The sequence below is a fragment of the Amycolatopsis sp. NPDC101161 genome, from assembly GCF_044768185.1.
Taxonomy (GTDB): domain Bacteria; phylum Actinomycetota; class Actinomycetes; order Mycobacteriales; family Pseudonocardiaceae; genus Amycolatopsis.
Window position 1 is genome coordinate 1,457,622 of sequence record NZ_JBIWPI010000002.1, and the last position, 17,615, is coordinate 1,475,236.

The window sequence follows — 17,615 nt, forward strand, 5'->3', positions numbered from 1 at the left end:
TTGGCGCTCGGTCGATCTTGCGCGCCGCGAGCTGGGCGTAGGTTCGCTCGTGAACGCTCGCGGGCGCTGCGGGCAACTGGGGGCATGCAGGTGATCCACGAGGGGTCGGAGATCTGGGGGCACGACCGCCCGGACCTGGGCGGATCCGAGCCCGGGCCGGCGTTCGGGCGGCTCTTCGACGCCCACGCCGTCGCGCTGCGGCGGTACCTCGCCCGGCGCGTCGGGCCCGAACCGGCGAACGACCTCGTCGCCGAGACCTTCCTCGTCGCTCTCCGGCGGCGGGAGTCCTACCGGCCCGAGCTCGGCACCGCGCGGTCGTGGCTCTACGGCATCGCCACCAACCTGCTGCGCCACCACGTGCGGTCCGAGCTGCGCGGGCTGCAGGCCACCGCGCGGCTCGCCCGCACCGGGGAGCACACCCACGCCGGGCACGACGGCCGCGTCGCCGAGCAGGTCGACGCCCAGGTCCGCGCCGCGCAGCTGGCCGGGGCCCTCGCCAAGCTCAGCCCCGCCGACCGCGACACGCTGCTGCTCGTCTCGTGGGCCGGGCTCGAACCGGCCGAGGTCGCCGAAGCCCTCGGCATCCCGCCCGGTACGGTCCGGTCCCGGCTGCACCGGATCAGACGCTGGCTCAGGACGAACGCCCCGGCTCAAGAGGAGGTGCAGGACCTTGCGTGAAGACAACGTCCGGAAGATCTGGTCCGACGCCGAACTCGACGCGGCCCTGTCCGACCTGCACGACGACGTCGACGAGGAAGACGGCCTCGCCTTCGCCCGCGCGTCCCTGATGGCCGCGGCGGGCACGCCCGAAGCGCCGCCTCAGCCGCGTCGCCGCGGGACGTGGCGGTGGATCGCCGTGGCCGCGGCCGTCGTCACGCTGGTGGGCGGGCTCGGGATCGTCGTCTCGCTGCGGCCGCCGGCGCCCGAGCCGGCCCGCCCGGGCGCGTCGCTCGCCTACCTGGACCGGCCGCTGGCACCGGGCGAGTTCCACTACGCGCAGAAGCTCACCTGGGTGCCGGAAACCGTGCTCGGCAAGCAGGTCAACGTGCAGCGCAAGGTGGAGCTGTGGATCCCGGCGGACCCGAAGGGAACGTGGCACCGCCGCACGATGTGGACGGGCGCAATCGACGGCCTGCCGCCGGCCGAGCACGCGGAAGTGAACCGCGCTCCGAAGGACGAGTACGGCCCGGCCGGCGTGTTCCCCGGCGAACCCCGCATGACCGGCATGACCCAGCCCGGGTGGAACACCCCGCTGAAGAACTGGCTGTCGCCCGACGCCGACCTGGTGACGTCACTGGTCCCGGACCGGGCGAAGCTGACCAAGCGCCTGCTGTTCGACACGATCGACGTCACCGACGACGGCCGGGCGCACAGCGCCACCGAGGCGCTCACGATGGTGCGGATGGTGCTGGAGCTGGGCCTGGCCCCGAGGCCGGTCCGCGAGGCCCTGCGCGACGCCCTCAGCGGCATCGACATGGCGTTCGCGGTCCCCGGCCAGACCCCGGACGGCCGCCCGGCCACCGTGGTCGGCGTGAAGGACACGGGCCAGCACCTGTACCTCGACCCGGCGACGGCCCAGCTGCTGGCCTGGGACTTCCCACCGGGCACCCCGGCGACGACGCCCACCCGCCCGGACGTCCCGCTGACCGTGCCCGTGGCACCACCGACCCCGGTGGGTCCACCGACCGCGACCACCAAGAACGAGGTGCCGTTCGCGCCGCAGCTCCCCCCGGCACCGGCGACGCTGTACTCCTTCGCCATCACCGGGACCTCGGGGTGATCAGCGGGCGTGGTTGGCCGCGTTCAGCGCGTCCGCGACGTTCGCCACCTCCAGCACGCGGATCCCCGCCGGCGGCTTCCCGGAGTCCGGCGGGACGAGGGCGTGCGTGAAGCCCAGCCGGGCGGCCTCCGCCAGCCGCCGGCCCACGCTCGGCACGCGGCGGATCTCACCGGCGAGCCCGACTTCGCCGACGGACACCAGCCGTGGTGACAACGCGACGTCTTCGAAGCTCGACGTCAGCGCCAGCACCAGCGCGAGGTCGATCCCGGGCTCGGTGATCTTCATGCCGCCGACGGTGGCGGTGTAGACGTCCTTGTCGCCCAGCTTCAGCCCGCCGCGTTTCTCGAGCACGGCCAGGACCATCGCCACGCGCGCCGAGTCCAGCCCGCTCACCGCGCGCCGCGGCTGCGGCGCCGACGTCGAGGACACCAGCGCCTGGACCTCGCCCAGCAGCGGCCGCTTGCCTTCCAGGGAGACGGTGATCGCCGTACCGGGAACCGGTTCCGCCGTGCGGCTGATGAACAGCCCGGACGGGTCCGGCACCCCGACGATGCCTTCTTCCTGCAGCTCGAAGCAGCCGATCTCGTCGGCGGCGCCGAAGCGGTTCTTGATGCCGCGGACCATCCGCAGCGTCGAGTGCTTGTCGCCCTCGAACTGCAGGACGACGTCCACCAGGTGTTCGAGCACGCGCGGGCCGGCGACCGAGCCGTCTTTCGTGACGTGCCCGACCAGGACGACGGGCAGGCCGCGCTCCTTGGCCAGCGCGACGAGCCCGGACGTCACCGCGCGGACCTGCGTGACGCCGCCCGGTGAGCCGTCGACCTGCGGAGACGCCATGGTCTGCACGGAGTCGACGATCAGCACGCCCGGTTTGACGTCGTCGACGTGCCCGAGGATGGCAGACAGGTCGCTCTCGGCGGCCAGGTACATGCGGTCGTGGACGTTGCCCGTTCGCTCAGCGCGCAACCGGACCTGGCCCGCCGACTCCTCGCCGGTGACGTACAGGGACCTGTCGACGGTCTTCGCCCACTGGTAGGCGACTTCGAGCAGCAGGGTCGACTTGCCGACGCCGGGCTCACCGGCGAGCAACACGACGGCGCCCGGGACGAGACCTCCACCGAGCACCCGGTCGAGCTCGGAGACGCCGGTGCGGCGGGCGCGCGCGGCTTCGACGTCGACCTCGCCGATCGGCCGCGCGGGCGCACTGGGCGCCCCGGCGGCGACGCGCTGGATGGCCGGCTTGACCGGCGCCCCGCGTTCCTCGAAGGAGCCCCATTCCTGGCACTCCGGACACCGGCCGAGCCACTTGGCCGCTTCGTACCCGCAGCTCGCGCAGCGGTAGGTGGTCCCTTTCTTCACCCCGCGAGGCTATCGGCGACCACCGACAAAACCGGGGACCTACTCCTTGACGTGCGCCGGAGCCGCGACGGGCAGCTCCACGGTGACCGGGCCCGCGTTCTGGAACACGAACGTCACCTTGATGGTCTGCCCGGGCCACAGCGGCTGCTTCAGCGGCGGCAGCGTGACCGTGGCCTGGCCGACCTTCTCGGGCGCCGTCGGCGTCGCGGCCGGGCCGGACGACGGGGCCTCGGACGTCGACGACGCCGTCAGGCTGCCCGGCGTGTTGGTCTCGGACTTGGTGGGCGTCCCGGTCGACGACGGGGCCGTCGAGGAGGAGCTGGGCGCGCTCGGCGGTGTGGTCTGCACCTCGTTGGTGGACTCGACCGCGTCGTCCGGGCCGATCACCAGGGAGTGCCCGGCGACGACGGCCTTCGAGCCGCTCACGGTCGCCTGGGTGCCGTCTTCGGTCGTCACGGAGACGAGCGAGTCGTCCTGGGTGCCGATGTTCACGACCGTCAGCGTGAGCGACGGGGTCGCGCCGGCCGGGTAGCCGGGACCCGACGTCGGGTACTGCACCGCGGCGTCACGCAGGACAATGGTCTTGACCTGGGCATACGTGCCGTTGACGGCGGGCTGCTGCGTGTCGGTCTGGGTGATCTGGCCGGCCCCGCACCCGGCGAGCACGAGCGCGGCACCGAGCGCCAGCACGCCCGCGCCGAGCACGCGACGATTCTGCAGCCTCACGTCGCAGTCCTTCCAGTTTCACGGCCTCGTCCCCGCGAAGACTAGCCGGGCGCGATCTCCCGGGCGGAACCGGTCCGCGTTGCGCCCAAGATCAACCGTCCACAAAGGATTTCGTACTACGTCGGGAAACGCGTCCCGGTCACCTGCATGAGCATGGGCGTCGGACGTTTGTCAACCCCCGCCCAGGCCGCTGACCTGCGAGGACGAGTCCGGCCCGCTAGGTGGGCACTGGCGGACCGTGCTAGGATGGAGTCAGCGAAAGGGGCAGAGGACACATGGTTTTCAAGGTCGGAGAGACCGTCGTCTACCCGCACCACGGTGCCGCACTCATCGAAGCCATCGAGACCCGCGTGATCAAGGGCGAGGAGAAGAAGTACCTCGTCCTCAAGGTCGCGCAAGGGGATCTCACGGTTCGCGTGCCCGCTGACAACGCCGAGATCGTAGGCGTGCGCGATGTCGTCGGGCAAGAAGGACTGGACAAGGTCTTCGACGTTCTGCGTGCTCCGCACACCGAAGAGCCAACCAACTGGTCTCGTCGGTACAAGGCCAACCTCGAGAAGCTCGCCTCCGGCGATGTGAACAAGGTGGCCGAAGTGGTGCGCGACCTCTGGCGGCGAGAGAAGGACCGCGGGCTTTCGGCAGGCGAGAAGCGCATGCTCGCCAAGGCGCGGCAAATTCTGGTCAGCGAGCTCGCGCTCGCGGAGGGCACCGACGAGGACAAGGCTGAAGTCCTCCTCGACGAAGTTCTGGAAACCGCGACGGTCTGAGCCCAGGGCATTCGCCCGACGGGCGGGTGAGTGCCTCTACGATCGCGAACCGATGAACGTCGTCGTGATCGTGACCGTCGCACATCATGCCTCCGACGGAGAGCTCGCTCTCACGCCGGTCCATGGTGAGCCGCTACTCACGCACACCGTGCGGGGGCTGCTCGGCGTACCGGAGATCGATCTGGTGCTCGTGGCGGCCCCCCAGCGGTGTGCGTCGTCGTTTTCGGAGGCCCTCGAGGGTCTCCCGTGCCGGGTCGTCCCCGGCTCGCTCCGGCAGGCGTTCGCCGCCGTCGAGCCCGATCTTCCCGGTGACTCAGTTGTACTCCTCCACGACGCTCTGCGTGCCTTCATTCCTGCGGAGACCGTGCGTGACGTCATCAACGCGGTAGGTGACGCTCCGGTTGTCGTCCCGGTGCTGCCGATGGCGGACACGGTGAAGGTGACCGATTCCTCCCTGATCGTCGGAACCGAGGACCGGACGCGGCTGCGCACGGCCCAGACCCCGATCGGCTACACGCTCGAGGCGTTCCTCGCGGCGGCCGACCCGTGGGACGCGACCGGCGCGGCGCTGGTGGACGGCCACCCGGACGCGATGCGCGTCACGACGGATTTCGAACTGTCCCTGGCCGAGGCGATCGCGGCGGCACCGAAGAACGAGGAGACGCTGTGAGGATCGGCAACGGGGTCGACGTCCACCCGGTCGAGGCGGGCCGCGAGTGCTGGATGGCGGGGCTGTTGTGGCCGGGCGTGGACGGCTGCGCGGGCCATTCGGACGGCGACGTAGCAGCACACGCCCTGTGCGACGCGCTGCTGTCGGCGGCGGGCCTCGGCGACCTGGGAGCGGTGTTCGGCACGGGCGACCCCCGGATGGACGGCGCCCACGGCGCCGACATGCTGGCGGAGGTCCGCGGGCTGATCGAGGCGGCCGGCTGGCGGGTGGGGAACGCGTCGGTCCAGATCGTGGGCAACTCGCCGCGCGTGGGGAAGCGGCGCGAGGAGGCGCAGAAGGTGCTGTCGGAGGCGGTGGGCGGCCCGGTGAGCGTGTCCGGGACGACGTCGGACGGCCTGGGGCTGACCGGCCGCGGCGAGGGGATCGCGGCCTTCGCGACGGCCCTGCTGCTGACGGCGGAATAGGGTCCGGCCCGCGCCGGTTCGGCGTGATATGGCCCTCACCCTCTCGGACGACGTCCGCGCGCTGATCGACGGGAAGAACTTCGCCACCGTCGCCACCCTGGACCCCGACGGCGGGCCGCAGACCTCCGTGGTCTGGATCGCCCTCGACGACGGCGAGCTCGTCTTCAGCGCGACCGAGGACCGCCGGAAGGTCCGCAACCTGCGTCGCGACCCGCGTCTCAGCGTCTCCATCACCGACGCCGATGACCCGTACCGGCACACCCAGCTGCGCGGCACCGCCACGATCACCCCCGACCCCGGCAAGACCCTCCCCAAGACCCTCAGCCACAAGTACCTCGCCCAGGACCCGCCGCCCGAAAGCGAAACCACCGAGCGCGTCATCGTCCGGCTGAAGGTCGACAAGGTCGCCGGCAACGTGAAATAGGGTCCGGACCATGTTCAACGAAGCCACCAAGGCCCTGCTCGACGGCCGCAACTACCCCGTCGTCGCCACCACCAACGCCGACGGCTCGCCGCAGAGCTCCGTCGTCTGGGCCAAGCGCGACGGGGACACCGTCCTCTTCGTGACCGTCCAGGGCCGGCGCAAGGAACGCAACATCCGGCGCGACCCCCGCGTCTCGCTCTCCGTCTTCGACCTGGCCGACCCCGAGAACTACGTCGAGATCCGCGGCCGCGCCGAGGTCACCGTCGAAGGCGGCCGCGAGCTGAACGACGAGCTGGCCCGCAAGTACACCGGCACGACCTTCCCGCCCGAGCCGCCGGAGGTCGTTCGGGTGCTCGTGCGCGTTGTCCCCGAACACATCACAGGGCATTCGGCCTGAGGGTCCCGTTAGGCTGGAAACCATGACGATCAGGGCCGTGTTGTTCGACTTCTCCGGCACGCTCTTCCGGCTCGAGCAGGACGAGTCCTGGCTCACCGAACTGACCGACCACGAAGGTGAGCCGCTCGACATCGAGGCGCAGGCCGAGCTCATGCGCCGGATGACCGCCCCGGTCGGGCAGGTCGTCGAGCTGGACGCCGAGCACGTGCACGCCTGGCAGCACCGCGACCGCGACCCCGCGCTGCACCGGAAGGTCTACCTCGAGGTGCTCAAGAAGTCCGGCGTCCCGCACTTCGACCAGGCCGAAGCGCTCTACAACCGGCTCATCGATCCCAGCCAGTGGACGCCGTACCCGGACACCGAAGCCGCGCTCAAGGCGGCGTCCGAGCGGGGCCTGAAGGTCGGCGTGCTGAGCAACATCGCCTTCGACATCCGGCCGGCCTTCACCGCGCGCGGGTGGGACGCCTACGTCGACGAGTTCGTGCTGTCCTTCGAGGTCGGCGCCATCAAGCCGGAGCTGGAGATCTTCCGCAAGGCCGTGCAGGCGCTCGGCGTCCCGGCCACCGAGACGCTGATGGTCGGCGACAGCGAGGAGGCCGACGGCGGCGCCCGCGCGCTCGGCTGCGAGTTCGCGCTGGTCGACCCGCTGCCCACGGCGGAGCGGCCGGACGCCCTGCTCACGGCGTTGCGCACGCACGGCGTCGGCTAGGGGCTGCGACCTCGCTCACGCCCACCCCGTACCCTTTGAGGGTGGCCCTTCACCTTTTCGACACAGCGACCCGGAGCGTGCGGGAGTTCCACCCCGTCCGTAGCGGAACGGCGTCGATCTACGTGTGTGGTGCCACCGTGCAGGGCGTTCCGCACATCGGGCACGTCCGCGGCGCGCTGAACTACGACGTCCTGCGCCGCTGGCTCGTCCACAGTGGACTCGACGTGCTGCTGGTCCGCAACGTCACCGACATCGACGACAAGATCCTGACCAAGGCCGCCGACGCCGACCGCCCCTGGTGGGAGTGGGCGGCGACGCACGAGCGCGCCTTCGAGACCGCGTATGAGCAGCTCGGCTGCCTGCCGCCGTCGATCAACCCGCGCGCGACCGGGCACGTCACCCAGATGGTCGAGCTGATGGAACGGCTCATCGAGAGCGGCCACGGCTACGTCGCGGACGGCGACGTCTACTTCTCGGTCAAGTCGTTCGACGAGTACGGCAAGCTGTCCGGCCAGGTCCTCGAGGACGTCCAGCAGGGCGAGACGCCGACCCGCGGCAAGCGCGACCCGCGCGACTTCACCATGTGGAAGAGCGCGAAGCCGGGCGAGCCGTCGTGGCCGACGCCGTGGGGGAACGGCCGGCCGGGCTGGCACCTGGAGTGCTCCGCGATGGCGACGGCGTACCTCGGCGCGGAGTTCGACATCCACGGCGGCGGCATCGACCTGGTCTTCCCGCACCACGAGAACGAGCGCGCCCAGTCGAACGCGGCCGGCGACGCCTTCGCGCGGTTCTGGCTGCACAACGCCTGGGTGACCATGTCGGGCGAGAAGATGTCGAAGTCGCTGGGCAACACCGTGGCGATCCCGGCGATGCTGGAGCGCTACCGGGCCGCCGAACTGCGGTACTACCTGGTGCAGCCGCACTACCGTTCCAACATCGAGTACTCCGACGCCGCGGTCTCCGAGGCCGCGCAGGGCTACCGGCGGATCGAGACGTTCCTGCGTCGCGCCGCGCAGTCTGGCGAGGTGGCGCTGGGCACGATCCCGGTGGAGTTCGCCAACGCGCTCGACGACGACCTCGCCACCCCGCAGGCGTTCGCCGTGGTCCACACCACGGTCCGGGACGGTAACGCCGCCCTCGACGCGGGCGACACCCCCAAGGCACTCGAACTCGCCGCGGCCGTCCGCGCGATGACCGACGTGCTCGGCCTCGACCCGCTGTCCGCGCGCTGGTCCGAGGCGGGCGGTTCCGACACGCCCACCAAGGACGCGCTGTCCCGGATCGTCGAAGGGCTGCTGGCCGAGCGCCAGCAGGCCCGCGCCGAGAAGGACTTCGCCCGCGCGGACGCCGCCCGTGACCGCCTCTCGCAGGCGGGCATCGTGGTGGAGGACACCCCCAACGGTCCTCAGTGGACAGTCAAGTCCGACTGATCCCGTTACACAGCAAGGAAACTTTCACCATGGCAGGCAACTCGCGGCGTCAGGGCGCGATCCGCAAGACGGGCACCAAGAAGGGTGCCGTCGTCGGCTCGGGCGGTCAGCGCCGCAAGGCTCTCGAAGGCAAGGGGCCGACCCCGAAGGCGGAGGACCGCCCCGGGCACAAGGCCTACCGCCAGGCGAACGCCCAGACGAAGCGGGACCAGGCGCGGCAGAAGAAGGCCGACAAGCCGGAGCTGATCGCCGGGCGCAACCCGGTGGTCGAGGCGCTGCGCGCGGGCGTCCCGGCGACCGCGCTGTACGTCGCGCTGAACATCGAGATCGACGACCGCGTGAACGACGCCGTCCGGCTGGCCGGCGACAAGGGCATCTCGATCCTGGAGATCCCGCGCGAGGAGCTGGACCGCAAGACGAACCGGGCCGTGCACCAGGGCCTGGGCCTGCAGGTCCCGCCGTTCGAGTACGCGCACCCGGACGAGCTGATGGCCGCGGCCCGCAACTCGGGCGAGGTGCCGCTGTTCGTCGCGCTCGACGGCGTCACGGACCCGCGCAACCTGGGCGCGGTGATCCGCTCGGCGGCCGCGTTCGGCGCGCACGGCGTGCTGCTGCCGGAGCGGCGCAGCGCGGGCATGACGGCGGTGGCGTGGCGCACGAGCGCCGGGACGGCGGCGAAGCTGCCGATCGCGGTGGCGACCAACCTCACCCGCCAGCTCAAGGCGTGGGCGAACGAGGGCCTGATGCTGGTCGGCCTGGACGCCGACGGCTCGGTGGACATCGACGAGCTGGAGCTGGCGGCCGACCCGCTGGTCATCGTGCTGGGCTCGGAGGGCCGCGGGCTGTCGCGCCTGGTCCGCGAGACGTGCGACGCGACGGTGTCGATCCCGATGGCGGCCGGCGTCGAATCGTTGAACGCGTCCGTGGCGGCCGGCGTGCTGCTCGCGGAGGTGGCGCGGCGTCGCCGTGTCGCCGGTCGGGTCTGACCCGGCCACCCACTCGGGTTAAGGTCACCATCGGATAAAGCCGAGGGGACCCGATGTCGTTCGTATCGCCACTGTTCCTGTGGTACTTCATGCCGGCGGTGCTCGTCGCCGTGCTGGTGTTCCCGCGGAACTGGCGCAACGGCATCGTGGCGGTCGGCAGCCTGCTGTTCTACACGATCGGCGCGGGGCCGTTCGTGTTCCTGCTGCTGGGCTGCATGGTGGTCAACTTCCTGGCCGGCCCCCTGCTGGCCCCGAACCCGTTCGACGTGAACGGCGTCCGGCGGCGCCGCATCCTCATCGCGGTGGTGTCGCTGGACGTCACGGTCCTGCTGATCTGGAAGTACGCGGGGTTCGCGACCCAGCAGATCGCGGCGGTCGCGCACTGGTTCGGCGGCAGCGTGCCGGTGGCGAGCCTGGTGGTGCCGATCGGCATCTCGTTCTACACGTTCCACCACATTTCGTACGTGGTCGACATCTACCGCGGCGAGCGCCAGGCGTTGCGCAACCCGGTGTCGTTCGCGGCGTACATCGCGATGTTCCCGCAGCTGGTGGCGGGCCCGATCGTCAGATACCGCGAGATCGCCGACCAGCTCCCGCAGCTGCGTTCGCACCGCTTGGACGACATCGCGGCGGGCTTCCCCCGGTTCGCGTTGGGGCTGTGCAAGAAGACGATCATCGCGGACTCGCTGAGCCCGTTGGTGGAGGCGTGCTTCAAGGTCCCCCCGGACGAGATGACGTTCGCAACGGCCTGGCTCGGCGCGATCGGCTACACGCTCCAGCTGTTCTTCGATTTCTCGGGCTACTCGGACATGGCGATCGGCCTTGGTCGAATGCTGGGTTTCAGGCTCCCGGAGAACTTCGCGAGGCCGTACTCATCGGTGACGATCACGGAGTTCTGGCGCCGCTGGCACATGAGCCTGTCCCGCTGGTTCCGCGACTACGTGTACATCCCGTTGGGCGGCAACCGAAACGGGGCGGCGCACACGTACCGCAACTTGTGCATAGTGTTCGTGCTGACGGGTTTCTGGCACGGAGCGCAGTGGACGTTCCTGGTGTGGGGTTGCTACCACGGAGCGTTGCTGGTGATCGAGCGCAGGTTCGGCTTCGACCTGGACCCGGCAACCCCGTGGAAGCGCTACACCCGCCGAGCGCTGACGATGCTGTTGGTGGTGTTCGGCTGGGTGTTCTTCAGATCGGCGGACCTGGGCCACGCGCTGTCGATGATCGGCCACATGCTGATCCCGGACTTCGACGGTTTGGGAGCGGGGGTCGAAGAGGCGTTCACGAACCAGCGGCTGGTGTTGTTGCTGGCGGCGCTGGCGGTGTTCCTGCTCCCGGCCCACCCGGTGACGGGACCGCTGCTGGAGTCGTCCCGCAGCCGCCCGGCAACGGCGTTGCGCATCGGCGTGATGACGGTGGGGTTGGTGTACGCGGCGATCCTGATCGCGACGGGGACGTTCAGCCCGTTCTTGTACTACCAGTTTTAGGGCCCGAGAGGGCCATCGGCCACACCTCCCCCGGAACCCGATACGCAGCGCCCGTCGAGCGTTCGGGTCGGTGGGACACCACCAGCATGATCAGAGACAATCGCGAGATGAGCGAGCCGACCGACCTGGCCAGGACCCCGGGAGTGATCCCCTACGTGGACCACCACGCAGGCCAAAGAAGACTCCTCACCGTCGACATCCCCCACCTCGGCCACACGGTCCGCGCCTACGCCCCCATCGCCAGCATCGACGGCCGCCAATACGTCGTGTCCTGGGGCGCCGTCAGCTTCGAAATCCCCGCCGACCGGAACGTTCACGTCAGCGTCCACCTGCACACCAACAGCGGCTACGACCACACGATCACGCCGTTCGCCTCGACCGTCCTCCCGCCGCACCCCGCACCGATCCGGCTGCTCGCCCAGTTCGCGCCCCGCCAAGGTCCCCAGGGTGCGCTCGTCCCCGTCGGCTGATGCTCGCCACGCGCTACCTCTTCCTCACCCGCCACGGCGAAGCGGCCCCCACCGGCGAGCTCACCGAAGCCGGTCGTCGGCAGGCGCTGCTGCTCGGCCGGCGGCTGCGCGAGATCCCCGTCAACGCCGTGCACCACGGCCCGCTCCCGCGCGCGAGCCAGACCGCCGCCCTCATCGCCACCCAGCTGCCCGGCGTCCCGATCTACGTCGACAAAGCGGCCGACGACTTCGTTCCCTACACGCCGATGCGCGAGGAGCTTCCCGAAACCTCGGGCGACCTCCTCCACTCCTTCGCCCGCCAGCTGCCGCCCGCCGACGAGGAGCTCGCCGCCGAGGCCGAACGGCGGTTCACCGGGCCAGTTCCGGGTGCCGAGACGCGGTACGAAGTGCTCGTCACGCACAACTTCCTCGCCGGCTGGCTGGTGCGCGCCTCGCAGGACGCGCCGCCGTGGCGGTGGCTCGCCCTGAACCACGCCAACGCCGCGCTGACCGTGATCCGCTACTCGCCGGGGCGGCCCGCCGCATTGCTGACGTACAACGACGTCGCGCACCTGACCGCCGATCTGCGCTGGACGGACTTCTCACCCGACTTTTACCTTCCGTAATCGGCGAACGCGGAGCGTCGCCGCCTCGGAAAATGGGGTTCGCCCGAATGGCCGTACCTGTCAGGATGGCCGGATGAGTCCCGTTCCGTCGCCCACCTCCGTTCGGCTGAGCGACTACCTCGTCTCGGACGCCGTCGTCGATCACGAGCACCCGTCGATCCGCGCCCAGGCCGCCGGTTTCCGCGCGGCCGGCGACGATCCCGTCGGCGGCGCCGAGGCCGCGTTCCGGTTCGTCCGCGACGAGATCGACCACGTGCTCGACGCGTGCGACCCGCGGGTCACCTGGCGGGCGTCGGACGTCCTTCGCGAGCGCGTCGGGATCTGCCACGCGAAGGCGCACCTACTCGCCGCTTTGCTGCGCGCACAAGGGATTCCGGCCGGGTTCTGCTACCAGGAGCTGTCCGCGCTGCACGGGCTGAATGGCGTGTACCTGCACGGCAAATGGACGCGTCTGGACGCGCGCGGCAACCGCACGGGCGCGCGCGGGGAGTTTTCGCTCGGCGAGGAGAAACTGGCCTGGCCGGTGGACTTCGCGCGCGGCGAACGCGATCACCCGGAGATCCACCCGGCCCCCGCGGCGGTCGTCGTGGATTTCCTGATGACCGCCGAACCCGGGCCGGGCTGGTACGGAAAGGGGCTCCCGGCCACGCTCTGAAGCCGGTTTTCCGTGATTTACGAAAACCTCGCCGAGCTGGTTAATTATTGCCGAGAGTGACGTCTGTCCGTCATCCTTGTCCCCCGAACTTCTTATTTCGCGCGCCCCGTATGGCGCGTAAAGTGACTCCCCGCGCTCGAACAGACACTTTACGCATACGTCCGTTCGGGTGGTTCGAGGGAGGTGAAGCACGTGGTCGCGGACGGCGGATCCCGCCGCCGTACCCCACTGCAGGAGATCTTCTGGACCAGGACGAGCTTGCTCCTCACGGTGCTCGTCGTCGTCGCCGGCCTCAGCCTGTGGCTCGCCGGCCTGATGGACCCCGGCACCGGGAAGAACCTGGTGACGTCGCTGGGCACCGGCACCCTGATCTCCGCGATCGTGGGGTTCGGCACCACGCTGATCACCGCCAGCGCGTCGCAGAAGGCGCTGGTGACCCCGGTGATCGAGGAAAGCAGGCGCGCGCTGGAGGACCTGAGCGCCGAATACCGCGCGCTGAACAAGGAGTTCTTCCCCACCGACGTGTTCGAGGCGACCACGGACCCCGACCCCGGCTTCAACCGGTTGCTGATGGCCGACCTCAACGCGACCCGGCAGTACTTCTTCCGCGGCTTCTCCGGGCGGCACGCGGCCGCCCGCTTGTTGCTTTCCCGCACCGAACGCGAACTCCGGGCCGTCATCGCCGATCCGCGTGACGCCAGCTCGATCAGCGGGCGCGCCCGCTACCTGCTGCGCCGCGAAGCGGGCGACGTCGACTCCGAACAGATCCAGACCCGGCTCGACGAAGAGATCCGGATCGGGCTCGTCGGCCTCTTCCTGGCGCGCAGCCGCTGCGCGCAGGTCGACATCACCGTGGTCGCCGACCCGCCGCTGGACCGGCTCGAGATGTTCGACGACAGCGTGTGGGTGTCGCTCTACAGCGACGTCCGCGGCGCCACGAAGCTGTACCCGCGGTCCCTGCGGTTCACCGAGGGTTCCTTCCTCTACAACATGGAGCGCGCCGAGTTCGTGCGCGTCTCGCAGTCCCGGACCGGCCGCCACTTCCGCATCACGTCCGCGACGACGCGGACGGATTTCCTGGCGCTGTTCGAAAAGATCACCGGATCCCCCCTGTCCGAGGAGCAGTTCCGCGAGCTGGAAGGCAAGTTCCACGCTTTCCGCGCGGAGTTCTCCGAAGTCGCCGAGCTAGGGAGCTGACCTTGCTCACCCGCCTGTCCCCCCTTTCCGAACTCGCCGTGCGCCTGCGCGCGGCCGAGTTCCCGCTGGCCGCCGGCTGGCGCGCCGTCGACGAGTGGTTCCGGCCGTGGGCCGCCCAGCCCGGCCTGCGGGACGAACTGCGTTCGCAACTGCGCGGGCTGTCGTCCGCGCAGGCGGCGAAGGTGCTGCGCTCGTCCCGGGAAACGACCACGCACTTCGCCTGGTGCCTGCTCGATTCGCCGTCCGACCCGTTTTCCTTCTGGCTGCACGAATACAAGGCGCAGGAGGACTGGCGGGAGGGGTACGCGGATTCCGTGCACAACCACAGGTACCACTTCTGCACCACCATTCTCCGTGGTGACTACCTGCACGAGAGATACGAGACGACGATCGACACCGGAACCGGCCTGATCGCGGCCGCGCGGCTGCGGCGCCGGACGTTGTGCCAGGCCGGGGCCTGCGCCACCATGCTGGCCGACGAATTCCACCGCATCCCCGAAGCGGCCGACGGCACGATGACGTTCCTCGTGAAATCACGCCCGGTGAGCAGTTTCAGCCTTTCTTTCGACCCGGCCACGGGAATCGGCCATCGTCACGTTCCGGTAGAGGTCCGATTGGGGGAATTGGCCGACCGCATCTAGCTACCCACCGGCGTCACGGCGCTTACCATTACTCCACCCGTCTGAAACCACGGCCGGGATCGGAGAGGTGTATGCGCACGCAGGAAAGCACGATCGACCACGTCATCGTCGACGCCGTCGCGAACCGGGTTCACCGGCTTTGCCGCCGTTATGCCGAACGGTTGCCGTTCCACGGCTGGCACCACGTGAGCTTCGTCCGCGCGAAGGCCGCCGGCTTCGCCCAGCACAACGGCGCCGACCGCGCGGTGGTCGAGGTGGCGGCGCTGGTGCACGACGTCAACTACCTGGTGCTCCGCAACTCGCCCGCGGCGGCGGGCCGGAGCCTGCGGCTGGAGATCCTCGCGGAGTGCGGGGTGCCGTCGGGCGTCGCGCGGTGGATCGACGAAATCGTCGACGAAGCCGAAATGGCCACGCGCGGCCGCGACATTTCGCTGGAGGCGCAGGCGCTGAGCGACGCGGACACGCTGTTCAAGGCGCTGCCGGTGACGCCGGTGGTGCTCGCGCACCGGTACCTGCGCGAGAACGGGCTGAGCCTGCGTGAGCTGGCGGACAAGATCGTCGGCGAGCAGTGCGACGTCCACGAGGAGGGGTACTACTTCTACAACCCCGAGGCGGCGAAGACGTACTCGCGCTGGGCGATGGCGAACCTCCAGCTGTGGCAGTGCATCAAGGAGGCGGTCGACGACCCGACGGTGGCGGAGCTGCTGGACGCGGTCCACGCCGTCGACGCGCTGGCGTCCTAAGTTTGGCCGTAGCCGCGCAGCAGGTCGACGACCTTCGCCACCTCAGGCGGCGGCAGCAGCGCGGGTCGGCCCGCGCCCTGCGCGAGCAGCCAGACGCGGCAGGCCCATTCGAGCTGCTGGGCCCGGTGGTAGGCGGCCTCGAGGCCGTCGCCGTAGGTGAGGGTGCCGTGGTTGGCCATGAGGCAGCCGCGGCGGCCCTGGAGCGCCTCGAGCACGGCGGCGGCCAGCTCGGGCGTGCCGTAGGTGGCGTAGCGCGCGACGCGCACCGAAGGGCCGATCGTGGCGAGGATGTAGTGGATGGGTGGCACCTCGCGCACGAGGGTGGAAACGGCGGTGGCGTGCGGCGAGTGCGTGTGCACGACGGCGGTGACGGGCTCGCTGTCCGGATCGCGCACGTCCCAGTAGACGGACAGGTGCATCGGGAGCTCGCTGGTCGGCTTGAGCGAGCCGTCGACGACCTGGCCACCGAGGTCGACGACGGGGACATCGGCCGGGTTCATGCTGGAGTAGGGAACGCCGGTCGGGGTGACGGCGACGAGGTCACCGGCCCGCAGCGAGACGTTCCCGGAGGTCCCGACGACGAGGCCGTCCCCGACCATCCGCCGCGCGTAGGCGCACACGGCGGCCCGTTCGGTCTCGAGGAGCATGCGGCGGGTCCGTTCTCGTGGGTGATCAAGCAGCTGTCATGCAGACTGCCAGCCACCCACGAGCCACGGCCACCTCTCGGCCCAAAGACAGCCGCCCCGACGAAGTCTTCGGCCTGGATGCGGGACGGGCACCGCACCCCGGATCATGGCCGGCGCGCGCAACCTCGCGACCAGCGCACACCGACAAGCCGGGCACCAACATCGCCCACGCGCTCCGCCACACCGCCCGCAGCGCCACCCGAGCCCATCCCCGGGGGACGTCCCCTGCCCAGTCTATCGTCGCTGAGCTGCGAAAACAGCGGCTCGCGAAATCTGTGGACAACCGAGCCCGATGTGGATAACCGAACACCTCCGAGGGAGGGAAAGCGACAGCGGCCGCCGGAACCGCCGGATCGAGATTGGCCCGGCGCCCCTCGATGAGCCGAGGGGCGCCGGCGTCTTCGGGAAGCCCGTCAGGCCTTCGCCGGAGCCGCGGGAGCGGGCGCGGGAGCCGCCTTCGCAGCAGGAGCCGGGGCCGGCGTCGGCTTCCGGTCCCCGTTCTCGGCGGCGGCCGGAGGCTCCGGAGCCAGCAACCGCATGGCCTCCTGCACCGCGACATCCGTGGCCGCGATCCGCTCGGCGACCTTCGTCCGCAGGTCCAGCGCCAGCTTGCGGTTCCGGTCGGCTTCCGCCTGCTGGGACCGGGCCGAAGCCAGCGCCGCCTCGGTCTCCTGCTTCTTCCGCGCGTGCTCCTCGTCGAACGCCTTCTTGCGCGCCGCCAGCTCCTCCGCCGCGACCCGGTCCGCCTCGGCCCGCGCCTCGGCCGCCGCCGCCTCGGCCGCAGCGTCCGCTTCCTTGCGGGCCCGCTCGGCCGCTGCCGCCAGCTCGACCCTCTTCGCTCCCGCCGCCGCGTTCAGCTTCTCGATCTCGCCCTTCGCCTCCGACAGCAGGCGCGCGCGCTCTTCCTCCGCGTCCTTCGCCAGCTTGTCGGCCGTGCGGCGGGTCTCGTGCGCGTACTTGTCCGCCTGGTCGCGGGTCGACGCCGCGTCCGCCTCCGCCGCCGCGCGCAGGTCGGCGATCTCCTCCTCCGCGAGCTGCATCATCATCCGGACGCGCTCGGCCATCGCACCGGCGCCGGACGGGCTCGAGCTCATCCTGGCCAGCGCGGCCTTCGTCTCGGCGAGTTCCTTCTGCGCGTACGAGAGGGCCTTGGAGAGGTCCGACGACGTCGCGACGGCTTCGTCGCGGCTGCGGGACGTCTCGCGCAGGTCCTTGTTCAGCTCGGCGAGGCGTTCGTCGACCTGACGCTGGTTGTAGCCGCGGACACCCACGGCGAACTGGGCTGTCTTCGGGGCGGACTGGGGCTTCTCAGGCGCGACCATCGCGCCACCTTAATGAGCCGGGACCCATCCGGACGTACCGCCAAACGGATGCATCACGATTTCGGTAACCCCCGGTGACGCATGGCATTCTGACGTC

At 70.4% G+C, this 17,615-nt stretch carries 21 protein-coding genes; 17 read left to right on the forward strand and 4 right to left on the reverse strand.

The window, feature by feature from the left end; all coding sequences use genetic code 11:
* The first annotated feature begins 84 nt into the window (after positions 1 to 84).
* Both ACIRSS_RS18175 and ACIRSS_RS18180 read left to right on the forward strand, forming a co-directional pair.
* Positions 85 to 678, forward strand: coding sequence for an RNA polymerase sigma factor (locus ACIRSS_RS18175; RefSeq protein WP_400896181.1), 594 nt, complete (start codon positions 85 to 87; stop codon positions 676 to 678).
* Complete coding sequence (locus ACIRSS_RS18180) at positions 671 to 1,780, forward strand: hypothetical protein (RefSeq protein ID WP_400896183.1); 1,110 nt, start codon at positions 671 to 673, stop codon at positions 1,778 to 1,780. The genes ACIRSS_RS18175 and ACIRSS_RS18180 overlap by 8 nt, the downstream gene beginning before the upstream one ends.
* Here ACIRSS_RS18180 and radA read toward each other — a convergent pair whose 3' ends face one another.
* Positions 1,781 to 3,139 (reverse strand): DNA repair protein RadA, encoded by a 1,359-nt coding sequence (gene radA, locus ACIRSS_RS18185; protein WP_400896184.1) that lies wholly within the window; start codon positions 3,137 to 3,139, stop codon positions 1,781 to 1,783.
* A 39-nt stretch (positions 3,140 to 3,178) separates the two neighbouring features.
* The gene (locus tag ACIRSS_RS18190; protein WP_400896186.1) at positions 3,179 to 3,865 is read right to left on the reverse strand and encodes a hypothetical protein; all 687 of its coding nucleotides are present in this window, start codon (positions 3,863 to 3,865) and stop codon (positions 3,179 to 3,181) included.
* Positions 3,866 to 4,140: 275 nt separating this feature from the next.
* Between ACIRSS_RS18190 and ACIRSS_RS18195 the strand changes: the two genes are divergently transcribed.
* The 15 genes from ACIRSS_RS18195 (at position 4,141) to ACIRSS_RS18265 (ending at position 15,510) form a co-directional block, all read left to right on the forward strand.
* Positions 4,141 to 4,632, forward strand: coding sequence for a CarD family transcriptional regulator (locus ACIRSS_RS18195; RefSeq protein ID WP_004559016.1), 492 nt, complete (start codon positions 4,141 to 4,143; stop codon positions 4,630 to 4,632).
* Between the two features lie 52 nt (positions 4,633 to 4,684).
* The gene (locus ACIRSS_RS18200; protein WP_400896188.1) at positions 4,685 to 5,302 is read left to right on the forward strand and encodes a 2-C-methyl-D-erythritol 4-phosphate cytidylyltransferase; all 618 of its coding nucleotides are present in this window, start codon (positions 4,685 to 4,687) and stop codon (positions 5,300 to 5,302) included.
* Positions 5,299 to 5,766: a 2-C-methyl-D-erythritol 2,4-cyclodiphosphate synthase gene (gene ispF / locus ACIRSS_RS18205; RefSeq protein WP_400896190.1), complete on the forward strand. Its 468-nt coding sequence runs from the start codon at positions 5,299 to 5,301 to the stop codon at positions 5,764 to 5,766. The genes ACIRSS_RS18200 and ispF overlap by 4 nt, the downstream gene beginning before the upstream one ends.
* A 28-nt stretch (positions 5,767 to 5,794) precedes the next feature.
* Entirely contained in the window at positions 5,795 to 6,190 is a 396-nt protein-coding gene (locus ACIRSS_RS18210; RefSeq protein ID WP_400896192.1) for a PPOX class F420-dependent oxidoreductase, read from the forward strand.
* 10 nt (positions 6,191 to 6,200) lie between these two features.
* Positions 6,201 to 6,587, forward strand: coding sequence for a PPOX class F420-dependent oxidoreductase (locus ACIRSS_RS18215; RefSeq protein WP_400896194.1), 387 nt, complete (start codon positions 6,201 to 6,203; stop codon positions 6,585 to 6,587).
* A 22-nt stretch (positions 6,588 to 6,609) separates the two neighbouring features.
* Positions 6,610 to 7,296 (forward strand): HAD family hydrolase, encoded by a 687-nt coding sequence (locus ACIRSS_RS18220; RefSeq protein ID WP_400896196.1) that lies wholly within the window; start codon positions 6,610 to 6,612, stop codon positions 7,294 to 7,296.
* A 41-nt stretch (positions 7,297 to 7,337) separates the two neighbouring features.
* Positions 7,338 to 8,726 (forward strand): cysteine--tRNA ligase, encoded by a 1,389-nt coding sequence (cysS, locus tag ACIRSS_RS18225; RefSeq protein WP_400896198.1) that lies wholly within the window; start codon positions 7,338 to 7,340, stop codon positions 8,724 to 8,726.
* 29 nt (positions 8,727 to 8,755) lie between these two features.
* Positions 8,756 to 9,712, forward strand: a complete 957-nt coding sequence (gene rlmB / locus ACIRSS_RS18230; RefSeq protein WP_372669925.1) for a 23S rRNA (guanosine(2251)-2'-O)-methyltransferase RlmB — start codon at positions 8,756 to 8,758, stop codon at positions 9,710 to 9,712.
* Between the two features lie 53 nt (positions 9,713 to 9,765).
* Positions 9,766 to 11,199 (forward strand): MBOAT family O-acyltransferase, encoded by a 1,434-nt coding sequence (locus tag ACIRSS_RS18235; RefSeq protein WP_400896200.1) that lies wholly within the window; start codon positions 9,766 to 9,768, stop codon positions 11,197 to 11,199.
* A gap of 107 nt (positions 11,200 to 11,306) precedes the next feature.
* A complete protein-coding gene (locus tag ACIRSS_RS18240) occupies positions 11,307 to 11,669 on the forward strand; it encodes a hypothetical protein (RefSeq protein WP_400896202.1) in 363 nt (120 codons plus the stop codon).
* On the forward strand, positions 11,669 to 12,274 hold the full coding sequence (locus ACIRSS_RS18245; RefSeq protein WP_400896204.1) for a histidine phosphatase family protein: 606 nt from the start codon (positions 11,669 to 11,671) through the stop codon (positions 12,272 to 12,274). The genes ACIRSS_RS18240 and ACIRSS_RS18245 overlap by 1 nt, the downstream gene beginning before the upstream one ends.
* Before the next feature lie 73 nt (positions 12,275 to 12,347).
* Entirely contained in the window at positions 12,348 to 12,929 is a 582-nt protein-coding gene (locus tag ACIRSS_RS18250) for a transglutaminase family protein (RefSeq protein WP_400896206.1), read from the forward strand.
* A 183-nt stretch (positions 12,930 to 13,112) separates the two neighbouring features.
* On the forward strand, positions 13,113 to 14,126 hold the full coding sequence (locus tag ACIRSS_RS18255; RefSeq protein ID WP_400896208.1) for a hypothetical protein: 1,014 nt from the start codon (positions 13,113 to 13,115) through the stop codon (positions 14,124 to 14,126).
* 2 nt (positions 14,127 to 14,128) lie between these two features.
* Positions 14,129 to 14,767, forward strand: a complete 639-nt coding sequence (locus ACIRSS_RS18260) for a hypothetical protein (protein WP_400896209.1) — start codon at positions 14,129 to 14,131, stop codon at positions 14,765 to 14,767.
* A gap of 71 nt (positions 14,768 to 14,838) precedes the next feature.
* Positions 14,839 to 15,510, forward strand: coding sequence for an HD family phosphohydrolase (locus tag ACIRSS_RS18265; RefSeq protein ID WP_400896211.1), 672 nt, complete (start codon positions 14,839 to 14,841; stop codon positions 15,508 to 15,510).
* Here ACIRSS_RS18265 and ACIRSS_RS18270 read toward each other — a convergent pair.
* The gene (locus tag ACIRSS_RS18270) at positions 15,507 to 16,157 is read right to left on the reverse strand and encodes a class II aldolase/adducin family protein (protein ID WP_400896213.1); all 651 of its coding nucleotides are present in this window, start codon (positions 16,155 to 16,157) and stop codon (positions 15,507 to 15,509) included. The two genes, ACIRSS_RS18265 and ACIRSS_RS18270, sit on opposite strands and share 4 nt — an antisense overlap.
* A gap of 452 nt (positions 16,158 to 16,609) precedes the next feature.
* Positions 16,610 to 17,518, reverse strand: a complete 909-nt coding sequence (locus ACIRSS_RS18275; protein ID WP_400896215.1) for a hypothetical protein — start codon at positions 17,516 to 17,518, stop codon at positions 16,610 to 16,612.
* Between the last annotated feature and the right edge of the window lie 97 nt (positions 17,519 to 17,615).